We start from the raw sequence: 17,137 nt of genomic DNA, 5'->3' as shown, positions 1-17,137 counted from the left end.
AAACTATAAAACAGCAATTAAAAATGCTGTGAAAATTTACAATAAAAAGAAATGAAAAAACCTTACTTGCATAAGTAAGGTTTATATAACTAAGCAAAATTCTATTTACTTATTTTTTGGAAATAAACTTATGCTTTTTCACATTTAGGCTCACATCCTGGATCCTCAGGTTGCATACATAAGGAACGTTTATATCCACTTGGGCATGTTATTGGTCCGTTACCTCCACCTAATAAAGATTTTAATTCGCTTCTGTTGATTTTCTTTAAATTTTTCATTGTATAATATTTAATTGGTTAAGGCAAATATAATGTTATTTCACTAAATAGGGATGTAATATTAAAGATAAGTGACAATTAATACAGAAGTCTGCATAGAGGTCCGGGAAAAAATAGCAAATTTTAAAACTCCTTAATTATTAAATGATTAACTTGTAGACAAATATTAAATATGTCTAAGAGAAAAAGCAAAACAGGTGATATTCCAGACAATTTAGGTAACAACAGTAAGAAAACAGACTTAGAAAGAGCTAAAATAGTCTTGGAAAAAGCAAAAGCTTTAAAGGCCCCTATAAAACATCTGACTTCATCAGATAGTGCATTCGGGAGATCTTTAGAAGAGAAAAAGAAAGATAATGATGAATAACAGTTTTTTGAAATATAAATTTTAACAGTCAGGGATTAACGACTTTTGATTTGTTTATCCAATAATCTGATTTGTTCTTTTGCATTGGTATTATCAGGAGAGTATTCCAATGAGCGCCGGTAGTTTTTAAGAGCCATTAATCTATTACCCGAGCTCTCATAAGTTTCTGCAAGACTGTCGTAAGTATTACCGGAACTTGGATATAGTTGTGTATTATTAATTATGAAGATACACAATAGGTTATTCCGGAGTGACTATGCCAGTGATTATTTTTGGTAAATCGTGAAAACCGGAAACTAGCTTGTCAAAATTGCCCGACAAAGCAAAGGGCAGCAGAATGCCAAGACTGAGAAAGGTGAGCGATAGAACAATGTCGAATGCCGATGGCATACCGGAAATTATGCCGTAAGTTTTGACCGAAAACCCCACGCCTTTGTCGGAATACATCTTTTGGGCTTTAGCATTTTTAAACTTTTCTGACGGCTCATTGACCTTATCGCGCCACGTTTCATTGGGATTGATTTCTATAACACCATAACCCGGGTCGTTTTTGTCTTCAATAAAAGCTACAAACCGCCCAGTGTAGAAATTGGGCAACTCGCCTATAGTGATAAATTGGCGAATAGTGGTTTGATAAGGTTCTCCGATATCAGGGAAAACTGTTAGTGTGAATATGAATTGATGATTTAAATTATTCACCACTAAGCCGGCTTCTTTAAGTTTGTCGACCCGTGCGGGCATTCGTCGGGCATTTCCGCCTCCTATATTTTCGCCATTTCCGGACATTTTTCTGAATTTGGAAATCAGACCACGCGTGAAAATTATCGACCACAAAAATGTGAGCCCGATAAACCCGAAGATGGCAAACGGAATCCAACTACCCGGAATCATACCGCTTGAACCTGCTGCTACCATTCCTATGAATACACCAATCCCCATCCAGGTTAACGCTTTAAACAAAAGTCTGCGCAAGTTGAATGGTCTCCTTTTTCCCTCGTTGTTCATATAATAAGTTATGTTATACCAAATTTATTACTTTAACTTGAGCTCGGGATAAGAAGAAAAAAGAAAATGCAAGAACCAATCTTTATACTTGTTTTATGGTAGTTTGGTAAGGTTGAACTTTTATATATAAAATAAAAAAGGCTTAAATATTGTTTAAGCCTTTCCATTCTACCCAGTACCTGAATCGAACCGGCACGCCTCGTGGCACTAGAGTTTGAGTCTAGTATTGAGTTAGCTTAAGATTTTTATTGTATTGAAATTCAATTATTTATAATTGATGAATATTTGGTTTACATTATTTTTCATAACCTGTTTGCACGATTTTTTGCACGGTATATTTTTAAATAAATACCATGGTTATTTCGTTTTATCTATAAATTCTGTCTTTGTTAAAGTCTCTAAGAGCATCTATAGTTGAGGTATATACAATTTTATAAAGATCAGATTTTTTCATATCATCTCTTTTCTCTCCATTTCCGGTTCTTAACTATTTCTTTTTCATCTCTAAGGAATATATAACGGTCTATTTGTTTATTGTTACAGTTATTGGAAATCTAAATCTAGACCTTACAGAAACATCACTAATTTTAGCGGGAATCCATTTCCCTTTAATTGATTTAATTGTTCTTTCAGTTTCCCTGTTGAAATCATATTCAGGTCCTGAGGCTATAACATCGGAAATAGAACCATCTTTTTCTACAATGAAAGAGACCATAGCTTTCATAACACCTTTACGTTTTACAGAAGAATTATTGAAATTACTTATAAATAGATCTCTAAACTCTCCAATTCCTGAGACATAATCTGCTGCTCGATCTACAGTATCATAAATACGTGAATCGTTTACATCAATATTTTTTTCTTTGTCTTTCTGTTTATCATCAGAACATTTTTCTCCATTTGGCATATAGCAATTTGAAATTACTGGATTAGTATTGATCGTTTTCTTTTGTCCATAGCTGATTGAAAATAAGCATGAGATAAAAAGAAGTATTAATTTTTTCATTGTTATTTGTTTTTATTATGTAGATAAGAAGGAATATCCCATTTGTAAATTTCCATTTTTATTTTGAGTTAAAAGCTTCTATTTGCCTAAATGAAAATATTGAATAGTATTCATATAGATGCCTTCTTACGTATTATATGATATTTTATATTGGTATTTTATGAAATAAAAAAGGTTTAAACATTGTTTAAGCCTTTCCGTTGTATACTATATAAGAATTTACAAATACATTTTATATTATTGGTATTTTGGTATGTAATAGAACTCAAATTACCAGTTATCCTCAGATTTTTTATATTTTGTCAGATCGAATAGATTTTTTAAAGTATAGTTTAAGGTTTTTGAAAATTTCCCTTCAAATCCACTTTTAAATTCATCTTTACCATTTCTAAGAGCAACGGGCTCAAGTGTGTTTACCCCATTAGAGCTCATCATATTTAATCCATATCCTGCATTAATTGTATTTTTAGTTTTAAATTCAATTTTGCTTAATGTAACTCTGTACTTTCCTTCTTTGTAATCAATTGTAAAATGAGACTGTATAGCCGAATTTGATAATAATATATCTGTACCCATAAAGGTATATCCAGCACCTTTATAGTCGGCATCTACGTTTTCAAATAAGCCATTGATTGAATTTTCTGAAAAAGCTATATCCTTAAATATTCCTTTATTCTTACTTATAACATCTTTTATATTGTCAAAGCTAAGCCCCGTTTCGTAAATATGTTGCCAGATAACTTGTCTGTTATTAGAAGTAAAGCCTTCTAATTGCCCAAATGCTATTGTAGAAATGGCTAATAATAAAATAGATAGATATTTTTTCATATATTATATAATTTTATATTGATTTTTTATAAAATAAAAAAGGCTTAAACATTGTTTAAGCCTTTTCATTGTACCCACAAAGATAGACAATTCGAATCATTTTATTGAAGATTTAGAAAGAATTTCTAATGTGATTTTCAGATTAAATATTAACTAATTCACATTAGACTACTTAATTATCCATCGATTGAGTTAAATGTGAGAATTGGTTGCTGATATTACTATCGGAGAAGGCAGTCTAATTTATTATAAGGTGCTTTTTATAGAGAGTAAATCTAAAAATATGTTATCTTACAAGATAACCCAATATGTGGTTGAACATAGAGTTGGAAAATTATCATGTTACATGTGATATATGTAAGTTTATTACATAAATGCGTAATAATATAGATTTGTAATCATCCACCTTTGTATAGAAATGTTAAGTGACTTAATGATGAGAATCTGAAAGAATAGTAATTACAATAAGACTATAAACAGATCACAGCTATTACTAAAATAAATTCATTACCATTAGTAATTAGGACGATTAGAAAGCAGTAAATATGTTTTCGAAAAGTTTTAATAAGTGGGGTAGGAATTGTAGTTCCTATCCCTTTATTATTGAGACAGAGAGAAGTCCCATTATAGATTATAGGCTAATATAGACTATATGATATTTTTATAAAATTCAGTTAAAATTATAATGAGAAGTACATTAAGTCATCATAGAAAGAGAGCAGGAGTTAATCAGAGAAACGTGGTATGATACAGAACAATACTTCACAGTTCGCAGCCTTATTTTATATTCGAAATGCAAATACGACTTTAAGAAAAGATCTGACAGATATATTGGGAGCATTGAAGGAATTAGAAAACCTGAATAAACAAGCAAAAGATATATTGAGTCTTCACAGTTCTACCGAAGTGAACCAACAGTGTGAGAATACCTTATCAATTATAGGTAATAACCTTGCTTATGTTGAAGAGCAAATTTTTTATATAAAAGAAAATATTGTAGAAAAAAACAGGTTAAATTCATATATATTCTGGCAGCAAAACCAGTATTATATAGAGAAAATTACTATAGATTATAAACATATTGAAACACTTGGTTTCCAAATTCTTCCTAAAGAGGGAAAACTATACTGGAGAATCAATATATGTGATATTCAAAATGAGTTTTTTACATTAATTATAGCCCTCATCAATGTTTGTATGGGCGAGCTGAAGTATATTGAGGCGCAAACGCCTGCTAGAATTAGTAACATCACCTCTAATATTATGCATAATATTCCCGGGAACTATACCTTTCAGCAGGCAAAGAAATACGAGAAAGAATACTTAAAAGCATTAGTGATTTATAAAACTGAATTCAATAAAAAAAGAAATCTGTGGGATAGGCTCCTGGATATATTAGCCGGGGGAGCACATCAGTCACCTAGAGAACATGTTATGTTAGACAGGTGGATCAATGGAAACGATGAAAGGTAATATGTAATATCCTATTTTATTTATTATATTGTTTTTTTTTAAATTCATTTACTTACGCTATGTAAGTAAATGAATTGTTTTTTATAGCCATTAGATCTGATAATGAGTATAAGGACTAACGCAGCCCAAATTAAATGCTTTGCTTTACCCTCTCCAAACAAAGCCTTGCCATAAGATAACTGACAGTAGATTCTGCCCCTTGATTGAGATTGACATTATACTCCTCAAGACCATCGTAACAACCTCCTGTAGCAGGATTGTAAATAATTTGATTCAGATGGTTTTGTCCCAGAAACCAATTCATGGCATTCTGCATCAAATGAAGATATTTCGGATTATCAGAAATCTTATAGAATGCAGATAATGCTAAAATAGTATATGCTATATCTATCGGTTGTTCACCTCCATTAATGGGAGGTTTTTTATTTTGTTTATGAAGCCAGCCCTTGTTTGAGATTACTTTGATGCTCGAACCTATAATAATTTTTGATAAAAGAAAATGAAAAGATTCAAAAGCAATATGTTTATATTTCTCGTTTCCGGTGGCTCTCCATGCATATAGTAAAGCCTCAGGTAGAACACTGTTGGCATAGGTTAAATAGCACTCAAACCATTGCCAATTACTGTCTTTAGCTTCTTTTCGGTATAATTTAACCAATTGATTGGCTAATTTTTTTATCACAGGTATATTGTGAATCGATTTTTGGTAGTATAAACCTTTTATAATAAATGCAATGGCTCTTGGAGATTTAATTCTACTGATATAGAGAATACTTTTCTGTAGTATTCTCTCTGCTCGGACAGAAAGTTCTTCAGGCAAATTTTCTTTTTGAGAAATAAGGTAGCCTAAAGCCCAAATTGCTCTTCCGTTAGAATCTTCAAGATTGGATTTATAATTCTGAGAGGTGAACTTTCTATCTTTATCTACATAATTAAGAAAGCTGCCATCATGCATTTGGCAGAAATCAATAAAATTTAAATAAACAGTTATTAATTTCAGATCAGCAGGGTCGTTACTGTACAGATAGTGCTGGCATATGGCAATCAAAGCCCTGGCGTTATCATCCAGCGTATATCCGGAATCCATATCGGGACGGTTAAGTATAGAGAACTGAAGCATGGCAAAATCTGTAGTTAAATGCCGAAAATGTTCAAGATTAATCGTAGGTAAAGTATAATGAAGTTCTATTTCTCCTTTTCCATAAGCCTGAAATAAATGTGCATGGAGAAGAGAAGAATTCTCCCAGGCTGTTGGGGCCATTTTCTCTAAAGCTTTAGTTCTCAATTTTTCCTGTATGGTTTTATCTTTCAGTATAGTGTTTACTGCCAATCCTAGTTGTAGAGGAGATTCAAAATCTATAATAAGACCACTGCCATCTTTCAATACCTCTATTGCATGAGGAATAGGAGTAGAAACAATGGGACATCCGGAACTGATGGCATAGGAAAAAGTACCGCTTACAACCTGATTTCGGTCTTTAGAAGTGAAAAGATATACATCGGTTAACTGAAGATATTCTAATAATTCTTCAAGGGGCAAATATTCATTGATAAACGCTACATGATCTTCAATATCAAGCTTTTTAATAAGATCTTTAAGATAATTTCTGTATTCTTCGCCATGAGTTTTAATAATCATAGGGTGTGTTTTACCTATAATTAGAAAAATAACATCGGGGTGTTGCAAGATAATTTTTGGAAGTGCCTTTAATGTCGTTTCAATATTTTTTCCAGGTCCCAGAAGGCCAAAGGTCGAAAGTACCTTTTTATGGGTAAGGTGATATTTTGATTTTAATGACATTTTATCGCTATAAGCTAATAAATGGGTGCCATGAGGAATTATTTTGATTTTTTCGGGTAAAATTCCATAGGTATGAACCAAAATTTGAGAAGAGATACTTGTCATAACAATAACAGAGGCCGAAAGATTAACAATCTCCCGTACTTTATCTTTTAAATTTTTATCTGGTCTTGGTAGAACGGTATGAAAAGTAACAATCACTTCTTTTTCTAAAATCTTAAGAAAAGTAGATAATCCGATACTGGTGTCAGTAAAGAAACCAAATTCATGTTGCAAAATAACAAGCTGAATTTTAGGATCTTTATTTATTCTATTGGCCAGCTCTATATAAGAATCCGGATCGTATGTTTTTAGGATATGGGAAACCTCTTCCGGATAATGATAATGTTCCTGTTTAGATTCCAAAGGAAAAACGGAGACTTGAAAAGAAGTTGGGAATTGAATCCTGAGCGTATTAATCAGGTCCTGTGAGTATGTGGCAATACCACATACTTTTGGCGGAAAAGTACTAATAAAGGCAACCTTAGGAAGATATTTATTTTTATAATGTATTGTGTTTTTATAGAAGCTTTCGGGTTGCTCTGTCAGAATATTATTTTGCATAATTAAATCGTTATTATTTTCCATCTTATTCCGGGATAATATTTATTTATAGTGAAGAATATTGCAGGAGTTCTTTTATAAGCTCTGATAGTTTAAGAGAAACAACTGCAATGCGCTGGTCTGCTGCTCCGTAATAGATATACAGTATGTCATTCTCTACCAGGGCTCCTGTTGGAAAGCAGACATTATTGACTTCTCCCTTTAGTTCCCATTTTTTTTCTGGTTGAAAGATAGGATACGGAAGTCTAGCAATTTCTTTCTTCGGATCTTCCAGGTCCAGCATGGCAGCACATGCTGTATATACATAGCCTTCTATGGAATCATATACACCATGATAAATAATAAGCCAGCCTTCGAGAGTTTCTATAGGTGGGCAGCCACTTCCGATATAGCTCGTTTCATGCGCATATACAGGAGACAGTACAATGTTGTCCTTGAAATGATGAAAGTAATTTTTCCAAAAACCCATAGTCAATGCCTTTATATTTTTAATGCCTGTAACCATTTGAATATCTGGCCTTATCCGGTGAAGGAAATAGAGGTTTCCATTAATTCTTCTGGGGAAAAACACAAGATTTTTGCTCCATAGATAGACGTTGTCAGTATTGGCTTGATGGCTGATTTGGAAATGATTATAGCGAATGTATTTATCATGAAGATTGTCCTTATCTCCAGAGAGATGTTTAAAATCTTCATATGTAATCCTGGGAACAATAACACCTGCTTTTTTCCATGTTTTCAAATCTGTTGAAGTAGCCAAGGCTCCAAGAGCATTAATACCATCGTAAGCGGTATAGGTAAGGTAAAACAGATTATCAATCTTTACAAGACGTGGATCTTCCATTCCTTGTTTTTCATAATCATATTCAGGTACTAAAACAGGAACATCTTTTCGATTTTCTATATGAAGGGGATCGGACAATTGGCAGTATCCGATGCTTGAAAAATTTCCTTTAGCTACAGCGCGGTAAAATAAATGTATTATTTTATTATCCTTTATTACAGCAGGATTTAAAACACCTTCATTTTCAAAACTGTAATCAGTTTTCTTCAAAAGAATTCCTTCTTTTTTTATCTTTAAGCTTTTCATTCAGGTATCCAGACGCCTTCTTTCATTTTCCTTATCAATTCTTTTGGCAATTTTGTCTTTGCGTTTCTCCTTTGTAGATTTTGAAGGGACTGTTTTATCTTGGCTGTCAGACTTCTTTTTTCCGTTTCTCTCTTTTGACATGGTCAATGAATTTATTGGGTTAGGTGTAAAGGTCAAGCTTTAAAAAGCTGCTGCTTTATAAGCGTCTTATAATTTGTTATATAAATCATAGGTATTTAAACTATAAACACTAACTTTGAAAATAGAGATTCATAAGATATTGATTCTTAATAATATAAAATAGCTGTAGGAAATATGATGAAGTTGTATATAAAATATATGGTAAGCTTGCGCTGCAAGATGGTTGTTCATCAGGAACTCGAGAACTTAGGGATAAAAAATGCTGTGGTAGATCTTGGGACGGTAGAGTTATGGGATGATATATCTCTTTCACAAAGAATAATGCTGAAAGAAAATCTTCTGAAAACAGGTCTGGAGCTCTTAGATGATAAAAAAAGTATCCTGATTGAAAAGATAAAGAATGTAGTTACCCAGATGATTCATTATACAGATGAATTTCCAAGAGAAAACTTCTCGGATTACATTAGCGAAAAATTAGGATATGATTATACCTACCTGGCCAATACATTTTCTGAAGTAAAAGGAATAACCTTACAGCATTTCATTATTATCAACAAAGTAGAAAAGATAAAAGAACTCTTACTTTATAATGAACTTAATCTTACAGAAATTTCTTATAAGCTTAATTATAGTAGTGTTGCCCATCTTTCAAATCAATTTAAAAAAATAACAGGTCTTTCTCCTTCATTTTACAAAAAGCTTAAGCTTCGACGTTTAAAAAATCTTGAAGATTTATAAAGGTGTGATATATGCAAGTTAATTATATTCAGGTATAATAGTTTAACGAACTATTTAGCTCACCTTTATCCTGTAATAATTCTGTTACACCTAAAAAATAACATGATGGATAATAACCAAAATAAAAACCTTGGTACCTTTAGAATTAAAGGTAATTGGGCAGAGCAGGCCAGAGGACTAAAGAGAAAATTTGCAGAGTTAAAAGATTCTGATCTCCAGTTTGAAGAAGGAAAAGAAGATGAATTACTAAGAAAATTAGGGCAAAAATTAAATAAAAATCGTGAAGAAACTATTGATATCATTAATAAAGCACTTGTATTGTAGGTTGATTAATTAAAGTAAAAGAAATAATTGAACTACTATAAAGAGTCTTAGTAAACAGAACAGGTGCCTATAAGGTACCTGTTCTGTTAGTATAAAATGGACTTATAAGCAAGGAAGTTTACTTTATGATTTATTACACATATTCTGTATAACAATAAGTATTATTAGTAGACAATAAAGAAATAATACCACATAATCAAATAATATCTTTATAATGAAAAATACAACCCTTTACCTGTTTAAAAATAGTGTAACTAAAAAAATACCTTTATTTAGAGGTTACTATGAACTGACCTCACTTAATGACATTATGGCTTCTGATCTTTTTGATATAGAAACGGTTATGGAATGTACCATTGAGGTACAGGATGATTTTGAATTTGAGGATTATTTGCAAGATGAACTTATAAAATGGTGCGAGGAATCAAAGAATACAATTGATCATAACTTCATTGTCACATGTAATGATTATGATGTTATTTAGTTTAAGAAAATTTAAAGAGCTAATATCCTGCAGTTTCTCAGAAACTGAGAAAGTACGTATTCTATGAAAAATAAAATATACCTTTTAGGCTGGACAATCATTCTGCCTATAATGGCATGGGTGGTTTATTTGTTTTATAATGTTTTTACCGGACATTTTTATTCACTGGTTCTTGTATTTTTTCTCATAAGTTCGGTTTTAGCAGCCGTATATCATTCTGAGATTATCGCTTACAGGGTAGGAGAACCCTACGGAACCCTTCTTTTAGCTTTTGCTATAACAGTTATTGAGGCTGCGCTTATTATATCTATTATGCTTAGCAGTAAGGGACTGGAAAGCATATCTCTGGCAAGGGATACTGTTTTTGCAGCCGTTATGATTATTCTTACCGGAATTATAGGCGTGTGTATTATCGTAGGCTCATTGAAATACAGAGAACAGGTATTTACCTTACAGGGCGTAAGTACAGCTTTAATAACGCTTACCTCTATTGTTGTTTTTATCTTAATTCTACCCAATTATACCATTAGCCATACAGGGGGAGAATATACTCCATACCAGTTAATATTTATTTCTTTAATATGCCTGGCCTTGTACATCGGTTTTACGATGATACAAACGGTAAGGCATCGCGCTTATTTTATAGCACCTATACCGAATAAAAATTCTGATTTTAGTGAAGATGATGTCCCACTGGAAAAACCTTCCAGGAAGGTGATGTATTTTAGTATTATACTTTTATTATTATGTCTCGGAATCGTCGTTCTTTTGGCCAAAAACCTCTCGAAAGATGTCGATACACTGGTTATAGGATTGGGCGCTCCAAAGTCCTTAGTTGGGATTATTATTGCCGGAATAGTGCTCCTTCCCGAAGGGCTTGCGGCTATCAGGGCCGCATATAACAACCGACTTCAAACAAGTCTTAATTTAGCTTTAGGCTCAGCTCTGGCAAGCATTGGGCTTAGTATTCCTTTCATCGCTTTTGTTTCCGTAATAGCTGATATGAGGATGATGTTAGGTATTAGTATTAAATCAATACTGCTTTTAGGATTATCTTTATTTATTATTATAGTTTCCCTAGCAACAGGCCGTACCAATATTATGCAGGGATTTGTATTGATTGCCATTTTTATACTTTACCTGTTCACTACACTTGAACCCTAAAAATTATAATAATTTTGCGGTTTAGTTCTTCTGATTCTCATCTGTTTTAAGTTCGTTTCCTATCTGATCTGTCTTAGGCAACGGGCAGTTATAATTTTCTTCAATATAACGAAGAATTAGGGTATCGGTTTGGTGATTGAGTTTTCTTATAAAAAGATGATTGCCCTGCTTTAGCTTATTGATATAAATCTCCGGATTCTGTTTTGTTACTTTTGACGATTTAATAAGCATTCTTTTGTCATCATTTACTGCAATATCATGAAATGTTGTATTCATTAGGACCGTTTGGAAAAAAGAGTCTCCCGGCAGAAAAGTATGAAGATAAAAATTTTTAAATTTCACGACCTTATCATTACGGCACATAAAAGCACAGGTGTCACGTGTGAATATAAACCACTTCCCGCCAATATAAGGCGTTATTCCTTTCATAAACTCTCTTTTATAAATCAGAGAAGATATTTTATAAGCTAATTCTGTAAAGTGGTTTTGGATTCTTTGAAGTGTATCGGGTCTGTAAAATTTCTGATCGTAATAGAAAATAAAGTTTTTATTAGTGTTATCGGAGAGGAACTGGCGTATAATATTTTGATTTTTTAAGGGATAATCATCTCCGCTCAGATTAATAAAAAAATCCCATTCAGAACTTACATTAAGAAGATATTCCATAGCATCGAGCTCAGCTTGTATCATGCTGAATCCTCCAGGATTAATGTTCATACTTTGTAAAACATAAGCATTTGGAAACTGTATAAGAAACTGTTGGATTTCTTCTGTAAATTCAGATTTTGCTTTTCTGTCAATATGGATAAGGTAGAATTGGTCTCTTGTATGAATCTGATAAAAGAGTTTTTTAAAAACCTCCGGTTCATGGTGTACCATAATGAAATAGGCAATTCTTATCAAAGGTGGAGGAGTGACGGCTGCAGGCTGGGATTGTGTTTGAGTAAAATAAGTATGCATTATTAGAGGATTAAAATTATCCGCTAAATGCAAACAATTTGTTTCATGCACGAAATCTATGAATAAATTTTTGATAATCAGTTGATTAAATGTAGAGTTATTCTGAAAGTTTATTGTATATTTGCATCACAATAAATAAACAGGCCTCTGCCTTTGCCTTCTGTCACAGTTTAAAATACCCCTTTTTTTCTTTTTCAGTCTCTAGCTTTTCCAGCCGCCACATTTTAACTTTTAAATCTTTATGGATGAATATGAGTTTAGGTAGTAAGAGCTATATCAATAAGCAAGGATTATAATCTTTTATTTCCTTATTTAAGGACTGTTGTTTATGAATTTTATTCAGGATTTTATGGAAAACCTGATTCACTTAAAGCCTGAGAAAGGCAATTTCAAAACAATGAATTTTAAAAGTTTAAATTTAATAAATCCTATTATCCGTGCCATAACAGAAGCCGGATATTCAAAGCCCACTGATATCCAGAATATGGTGATACCGTATATTCTTGAGGGAAAAGATATTATTGGCTGTGCACAGACCGGGACCGGAAAAACGGCAGCATTTGCAATGCCAGTTCTCCAGTTACTTAAAAAGAAAAATCCTGAACATAAGGAAGTCCGAACGCTTATTCTAACCCCCACACGGGAACTGGCAATACAGATTGAGGAAAACTTTAAGGTTTATAGTAAATATCTGCCATTATCACAGCTTTGTGTTTTCGGCGGTGTTGGCAAGGGAAGTCAGATTGCAGCCTTAAGAAAAAGAGTAGATGTCCTGATTGCCACACCGGGAAGGCTTTTAGATTTGTGCAGTGATGGGCATGTGAATCTTTCCAAAATTGAAATTCTGGTTCTGGATGAAGCAGACAGAATGCTTGACATGGGTTTTGTGAATGATGTGAAAAAGATTCTTAAGTTAACACCCTCAAAGAAACAGACTCTGTTTTTCTCTGCAACTATGCCTGTTTCTATACGGAAATTTGCAAATACAATTGTGAAAAATCCAGTAGAAGTATCGGTAACACCTGTTTCATCAACAGCAAAAACTATAGAACAGTCTGTATATTTTGTTGATAAAAACAGAAAAACAGATTTACTTATCAATCTCCTGGAAGACTCTAGTATTAACCGCCTATTGGTTTTTACACGAACCAAATACGGAGCAGACCGATTGGTAAAACAACTGGGACATACAGGAATATTTGCAGCAGCAATTCACGGAAACAAATCTCAACAAGCAAGACAAAAAGCACTTGAAGACTTTAAAAAAAGTAAAGTGCGTGTTTTAATTGCTACTGATATCGCAGCGCGAGGAATCGACATCGATGAGCTTTCTTTCGTTATCAATTATGAACTCCCAAATATTCCGGAAACTTATGTTCACCGAATAGGCAGAACCGGAAGAGCCGGAATGGAAGGAAAAGCAGTTTCTTTTTGCGATGAGGATGAACGTTCTGATTTAAAGAATATTCAAAAGCTTATTGGCTTTACAATGCCTGTCGGAAATCAGGTTGATTTACACTAAGAAATATTGCATTAATGAACGGAATAAAGATATTCCCTCATTAATCATCATTTATACAATAACAATTTTTAATTACAATTACAATGCAACAAGGCACCGTAAAATTTTTCAATGAAGCAAAAGGCTTCGGATTTATTACTCCTAATAATGGAGGAGAAGACATTTTCGTACATTCTACAGGTTTAATATCAAATAATATTCGTGAGAACGATACTGTTGTATATGAAGTAGAACGTGGGAAAAAAGGTTTAAATGCTGTCAATGTAAAATTGGCATAACCTCGTATATTATTTTATTTTCGATATACCATAGGCCTCTCGTACAGTACGAGGGGTTTTTTATCAATTTTAAAGAAGATCCATTTAAATGTATCCCTTCCCTCATATCTTTATGTAATATCAATTAAAACTATACCATGATTACAATCAACAATTTTGAAGAATATAAATCGCTGGAAGGTGTCATGTTGGGCGACTCTTCCTGGCATATCATAGATCAGAAACAGATCAATCAGTTCGCAGATGCAACATTGGATCATCAGTGGATTCATGTTGATCCAAATAAGGCAGAACTTGAAGGCCCTTATAAGTCAACAATTGCGCATGGCTATTTGACCTTATCCCTTATTCCTTACCTGTGGAAGCAGATTGCAGAAGTAAAGAATGTCAATATGGAGATTAATTACGGGATAGAAAACCTAAGATTTGGGCTTCCGGTAAAAGTTAATTCTGAAGTTTCTTTGCAGGCAACTATAAAATCGGTCAACAATCTTAGAGGAACGATCAAAGTCACTATCGAGGCTAAGCTTCTCATTAAAGGAGAATCTAAGCCAGCTTATACCGGAGATGTAATTTTTCTCTACCATTTTAAATAAGACAGGTGGCACCCAGGATATAAATAAAACTATGATGAGGTTAGTTAGTTTATGACAAAGACAAATAACTAGGTTTGGATCATTTATATAAAATAAAAAAGGCTTAAACATTGTTTAAGCCTTTCCATTGTACCCAGTGCCGGAATCGAACCGGCACGCCTCGCGGCACTAGAGTTTGAGTCTAGTAACTAGATACTTTAAGAAATCTAATTGATTGATAATCAATTGTTATTAAATTATTTTATTTTATAAAAATGCTCTTTTATGAGCGGTTTTGCACGGTAATTTGCACGATTATAATTTTAAATACACACATAAATACCTTAATTTTTATTGTCTAGGATTACGGTTTTTGGTTTTGTTAATAATATTTCTCTGAATTTTGTAATATCATAAGCTGGTTCTTTAAATGATATTAATGCTGCATAACTCCATATCTCGTCAATTAAATCCATGTGTATATGAATATCTGGATATGTATTTACAATATCATTTCCATCTGATCTGAGAATTAACATGTCGTCTCTCTCTGGGTGTCTAAAAACCCTTTTTAGTAGTAATGAGCTTGATTTTTTTGAAATAATTGCATGTACCTTGCCTTCGTGAAAGTCTCTTAAATTACTTACGAATCGACCAATAAACCAGTCTTCATCTTGTATTTTATCCATAGAATGCCCACCAACTCCGAAGCATCTAAATGTTCCATTGTTCAAAAAAGGCAATCTAAATTTTGGTAAATGTCTTATAAAGTTTTCTTCAGCAAATCCACCCCCTACATATCCGGCTGCTAGTTTTACTGGAACAAGTTCTATATTTTCTTTTTCTTCATCTTTTTCAGATATAGTAATCACTTTCGGAATTCTCGAAAATGAATTCTGATTTACATTAGAAACGTCTATTGTAATTTTCGGATTGTTATTAAACATTTCGCCTTCACCTGCTAGTATAAATGATTTGGTCACTTCTGGAAACTTATCTATTAAGATATTTTCATCAAAAGTATTTCTACTGTACCAATTAGATAAAACATTAGGTTTTATTTCTAAATAATCTGACAATTCTTTTTTTGTTGAAAAACCCTTGTGCTTCATTAGTGCATCAAGTATATATTTTCTGTCAATGTCTTTATTCACGATATTGTGTATTTCCATATTGTTGTTACCTGCTATTATTTGATGTTGAATTCAATAAAAGTATTTTCATAAGATTTTTTTGATTTCATAATGAAAAATAATCATTCTGATTATCAGTTATTTATGATTTTTAGTCACAAGAATGTGTATAAATATTTTTAATGTTCACAAAATTGTGTATCTTTGAATTATCAAACGACAACGACAACTACAAAAGTACAAAAAGTAATGAGAACAAATTACGGTTTCCCGCAAAGCAGAAAATTAGTAATGAAAAGAATAGAATTCTTACAAGGTGTTCAATTCGAAGCTTCTAATTTTTTATTCAATGGTACTGGTAAGAATCAAGATCAGAGAGACAGGGCTATGTACTTAAAAGGGCATATGACATTTTTACTTAGTCAGATATATAAAAGGTATCCGGTTGATAAAAACGAGTATAGTAAAGAGGTGAGAAATATATCTCCAAAAATTACAAAACATCAAATGTTAGAAGCTTTAGGTAATTGTCCATTAGATTAATAAAAACAGTTAGTATGAAAACAATAGTTAACATTTATTCTGGTACTGCTATCGCAAGTTTTGCGCTTTGTGCAGACAATATCGATACGAATACAACTATTCCGCTTGCTCTTTTCGCTATCAGCGGGGTATTGGCAATAATATTTAAAAATAGAATTATAAAGACTTTACAATGAATAATGTGAGAAGCTTAAGGGTTGAGGTTTCTATTTTGAAAAAAATGCAAAAAGAACTAAACAACAGAATAGAGTTATTAGAATTTGAATTAAACCAAATCAAGCAAGAAGAAAACAGCGAAGTGGAAGTCGCTACCAGCTTGGAAATATCAGCTCTTAAGCATATCTCAAAAAAGAAAAAATTAGCATTATATCAACTAAATGCCAACCAATAAATAATTATAAAATGGAAAATCAACAACAATCAGAATTGTACCCTAAAGGTGGTGAAGTAACTTTTATTATGCCAAATACCAATGTTATAGGCACATTGAAAAATGCAAAAAAAGGTGCTAGTCTTACGGCTAAGTATATGACAGCCGAAGATTGGGCAGCTTTGAAAGGTAAAGAACAAAGATGTTTTTATCTTGGATTGAAAGAAGCTACCGATTCGGATGGTAAGGTGTATTATTTAGCTAAGCTTCACAATGGTACTATGCCTTTTGTTGCTGCTCAAACAATCTTGGTTCAATCTTTAGCTAATTTACCAATAGGGCAAGGTGTATCTATTACCTGTACTGGTGTAGACAAGGCTGTAAAAGGCAAGATTGTCGGGTTTGAAGTCGCTGACTTAGGTATTAACTTCTTAGGTTCTAACAATGAATAGTG

Annotated in this window: 22 protein-coding genes; 13 read left to right on the top strand and 9 right to left on the bottom strand. The window is 32.7% G+C overall.

Translation table 11 applies throughout. The annotated features are described in order from the left end of the window. Positions 1-128 precede the first annotated feature (128 nt). Positions 129-278 carry a bacteriocin-like protein gene (locus ATE49_RS20670; protein ID WP_157877514.1) on the bottom strand — a complete coding sequence of 50 codons (150 nt, stop codon included), beginning with the start codon at positions 276-278 and terminating at the stop codon, positions 129-131. A 172-nt stretch (positions 279-450) separates the two neighbouring features. On the opposite strand from ATE49_RS20670, the gene ATE49_RS18000 reads away from it, so the two are divergent. Further along, positions 451-645, top strand: a complete 195-nt coding sequence (locus ATE49_RS18000; protein WP_034871313.1) for a hypothetical protein — start codon at positions 451-453, stop codon at positions 643-645. A 240-nt stretch (positions 646-885) separates the two neighbouring features. Here ATE49_RS18000 and ATE49_RS17995 read toward each other — a convergent pair whose 3' ends face one another. The 3 genes from ATE49_RS17995 to ATE49_RS17985 form a co-directional block, all read right to left on the bottom strand. Further along, complete coding sequence (locus ATE49_RS17995; protein ID WP_143349685.1) at positions 886-1,650, bottom strand: hypothetical protein; 765 nt, start codon at positions 1,648-1,650, stop codon at positions 886-888. 523 nt (positions 1,651-2,173) lie between these two features. Further along, positions 2,174-2,656 carry an energy transducer TonB gene (locus tag ATE49_RS17990; RefSeq protein ID WP_143349686.1) on the bottom strand — a complete coding sequence of 161 codons (483 nt, stop codon included), beginning with the start codon at positions 2,654-2,656 and terminating at the stop codon, positions 2,174-2,176. A gap of 270 nt (positions 2,657-2,926) precedes the next feature. Then, positions 2,927-3,484 (bottom strand): hypothetical protein, encoded by a 558-nt coding sequence (locus ATE49_RS17985; protein ID WP_065083212.1) that lies wholly within the window; start codon positions 3,482-3,484, stop codon positions 2,927-2,929. 744 nt (positions 3,485-4,228) lie between these two features. On the opposite strand from ATE49_RS17985, the gene ATE49_RS17980 reads away from it, so the two are divergent. Next, positions 4,229-4,957, top strand: coding sequence for a hypothetical protein (locus ATE49_RS17980; RefSeq protein WP_065083211.1), 729 nt, complete (start codon positions 4,229-4,231; stop codon positions 4,955-4,957). Between the two features lie 130 nt (positions 4,958-5,087). Here ATE49_RS17980 and ATE49_RS17975 read toward each other — a convergent pair whose 3' ends face one another. The 3 genes from ATE49_RS17975 to ATE49_RS20405 are packed head-to-tail and all read right to left on the bottom strand — an operon-like array spanning position 5,088 to position 8,592. Beyond that, entirely contained in the window at positions 5,088-7,361 is a 2,274-nt protein-coding gene (locus tag ATE49_RS17975) for a glycosyltransferase (protein ID WP_169817120.1), read from the bottom strand. A 46-nt stretch (positions 7,362-7,407) separates the two neighbouring features. Continuing rightward, on the bottom strand, positions 7,408-8,451 hold the full coding sequence (locus ATE49_RS17970; protein WP_065083210.1) for a glycoside hydrolase family 130 protein: 1,044 nt from the start codon (positions 8,449-8,451) through the stop codon (positions 7,408-7,410). Next, on the bottom strand, positions 8,452-8,592 hold the full coding sequence (locus tag ATE49_RS20405) for a hypothetical protein (protein ID WP_168189525.1): 141 nt from the start codon (positions 8,590-8,592) through the stop codon (positions 8,452-8,454). It abuts the gene before it with no gap. Between the two features lie 177 nt (positions 8,593-8,769). On the opposite strand from ATE49_RS20405, the gene ATE49_RS17965 reads away from it, so the two are divergent. The 4 genes from ATE49_RS17965 (at position 8,770) to ATE49_RS17950 (ending at position 11,302) form a co-directional block, all read left to right on the top strand. Continuing rightward, the gene (locus tag ATE49_RS17965; protein WP_260256200.1) at positions 8,770-9,330 is read left to right on the top strand and encodes a helix-turn-helix domain-containing protein; all 561 of its coding nucleotides are present in this window, start codon (positions 8,770-8,772) and stop codon (positions 9,328-9,330) included. A gap of 105 nt (positions 9,331-9,435) precedes the next feature. Continuing rightward, entirely contained in the window at positions 9,436-9,654 is a 219-nt protein-coding gene (locus ATE49_RS17960) for a hypothetical protein (protein WP_059154412.1), read from the top strand. Between the two features lie 214 nt (positions 9,655-9,868). Beyond that, on the top strand, positions 9,869-10,138 hold the full coding sequence (locus ATE49_RS17955) for a hypothetical protein (RefSeq protein WP_065083209.1): 270 nt from the start codon (positions 9,869-9,871) through the stop codon (positions 10,136-10,138). A 63-nt stretch (positions 10,139-10,201) separates the two neighbouring features. After that, positions 10,202-11,302, top strand: coding sequence for a calcium:cation antiporter (locus tag ATE49_RS17950; protein WP_065083208.1), 1,101 nt, complete (start codon positions 10,202-10,204; stop codon positions 11,300-11,302). Positions 11,303-11,323: 21 nt separating this feature from the next. On the opposite strand, the gene ATE49_RS17945 is transcribed toward ATE49_RS17950, so the two are convergent. Further along, the gene (locus tag ATE49_RS17945; RefSeq protein WP_065083207.1) at positions 11,324-12,262 is read right to left on the bottom strand and encodes a beta-1,6-N-acetylglucosaminyltransferase; all 939 of its coding nucleotides are present in this window, start codon (positions 12,260-12,262) and stop codon (positions 11,324-11,326) included. A gap of 397 nt (positions 12,263-12,659) precedes the next feature. Here ATE49_RS17945 and ATE49_RS17940 point away from each other — a divergent pair, with 397 nt between their 5' ends. From ATE49_RS17940 to ATE49_RS17930, 3 genes are all read left to right on the top strand, one after another. Further along, complete coding sequence (locus tag ATE49_RS17940; RefSeq protein WP_065083282.1) at positions 12,660-13,784, top strand: DEAD/DEAH box helicase; 1,125 nt, start codon at positions 12,660-12,662, stop codon at positions 13,782-13,784. 83 nt (positions 13,785-13,867) lie between these two features. Further along, positions 13,868-14,062 (top strand): cold-shock protein, encoded by a 195-nt coding sequence (locus tag ATE49_RS17935; RefSeq protein WP_059154387.1) that lies wholly within the window; start codon positions 13,868-13,870, stop codon positions 14,060-14,062. A gap of 137 nt (positions 14,063-14,199) precedes the next feature. Then, on the top strand, positions 14,200-14,658 hold the full coding sequence (locus ATE49_RS17930) for a MaoC family dehydratase (protein ID WP_065083206.1): 459 nt from the start codon (positions 14,200-14,202) through the stop codon (positions 14,656-14,658). Positions 14,659-14,981: 323 nt separating this feature from the next. Here ATE49_RS17930 and ATE49_RS17925 read toward each other — a convergent pair whose 3' ends face one another. Continuing rightward, the gene (locus tag ATE49_RS17925; protein WP_065083205.1) at positions 14,982-15,809 is read right to left on the bottom strand and encodes a LexA family transcriptional regulator; all 828 of its coding nucleotides are present in this window, start codon (positions 15,807-15,809) and stop codon (positions 14,982-14,984) included. Between the two features lie 165 nt (positions 15,810-15,974). Between ATE49_RS17925 and ATE49_RS17920 the strand changes: the two genes are divergently transcribed. From ATE49_RS17920 to ATE49_RS17910, 4 genes are read left to right on the top strand one after another with little or no spacing between them, the layout of a single operon-like run. Continuing rightward, positions 15,975-16,313, top strand: coding sequence for a hypothetical protein (locus ATE49_RS17920; RefSeq protein ID WP_065083204.1), 339 nt, complete (start codon positions 15,975-15,977; stop codon positions 16,311-16,313). Positions 16,314-16,327: 14 nt separating this feature from the next. Beyond that, complete coding sequence (locus ATE49_RS20280; protein ID WP_155759317.1) at positions 16,328-16,489, top strand: hypothetical protein; 162 nt, start codon at positions 16,328-16,330, stop codon at positions 16,487-16,489. 44 nt (positions 16,490-16,533) lie between these two features. Further along, the gene (locus tag ATE49_RS17915) at positions 16,534-16,704 is read left to right on the top strand and encodes a hypothetical protein (RefSeq protein ID WP_155759316.1); all 171 of its coding nucleotides are present in this window, start codon (positions 16,534-16,536) and stop codon (positions 16,702-16,704) included. An 11-nt stretch (positions 16,705-16,715) separates the two neighbouring features. Next, complete coding sequence (locus ATE49_RS17910; protein WP_065083202.1) at positions 16,716-17,135, top strand: hypothetical protein; 420 nt, start codon at positions 16,716-16,718, stop codon at positions 17,133-17,135. Positions 17,136-17,137: the final 2 nt, after the last annotated feature.

The organism is Elizabethkingia miricola, from assembly GCF_001675285.1.
Classification (GTDB): domain Bacteria; phylum Bacteroidota; class Bacteroidia; order Flavobacteriales; family Weeksellaceae; genus Elizabethkingia; species Elizabethkingia miricola.
Note: the sequence above shows the minus strand (reverse complement) of the source record. Positions and strands in the feature narration are given on the sequence as shown.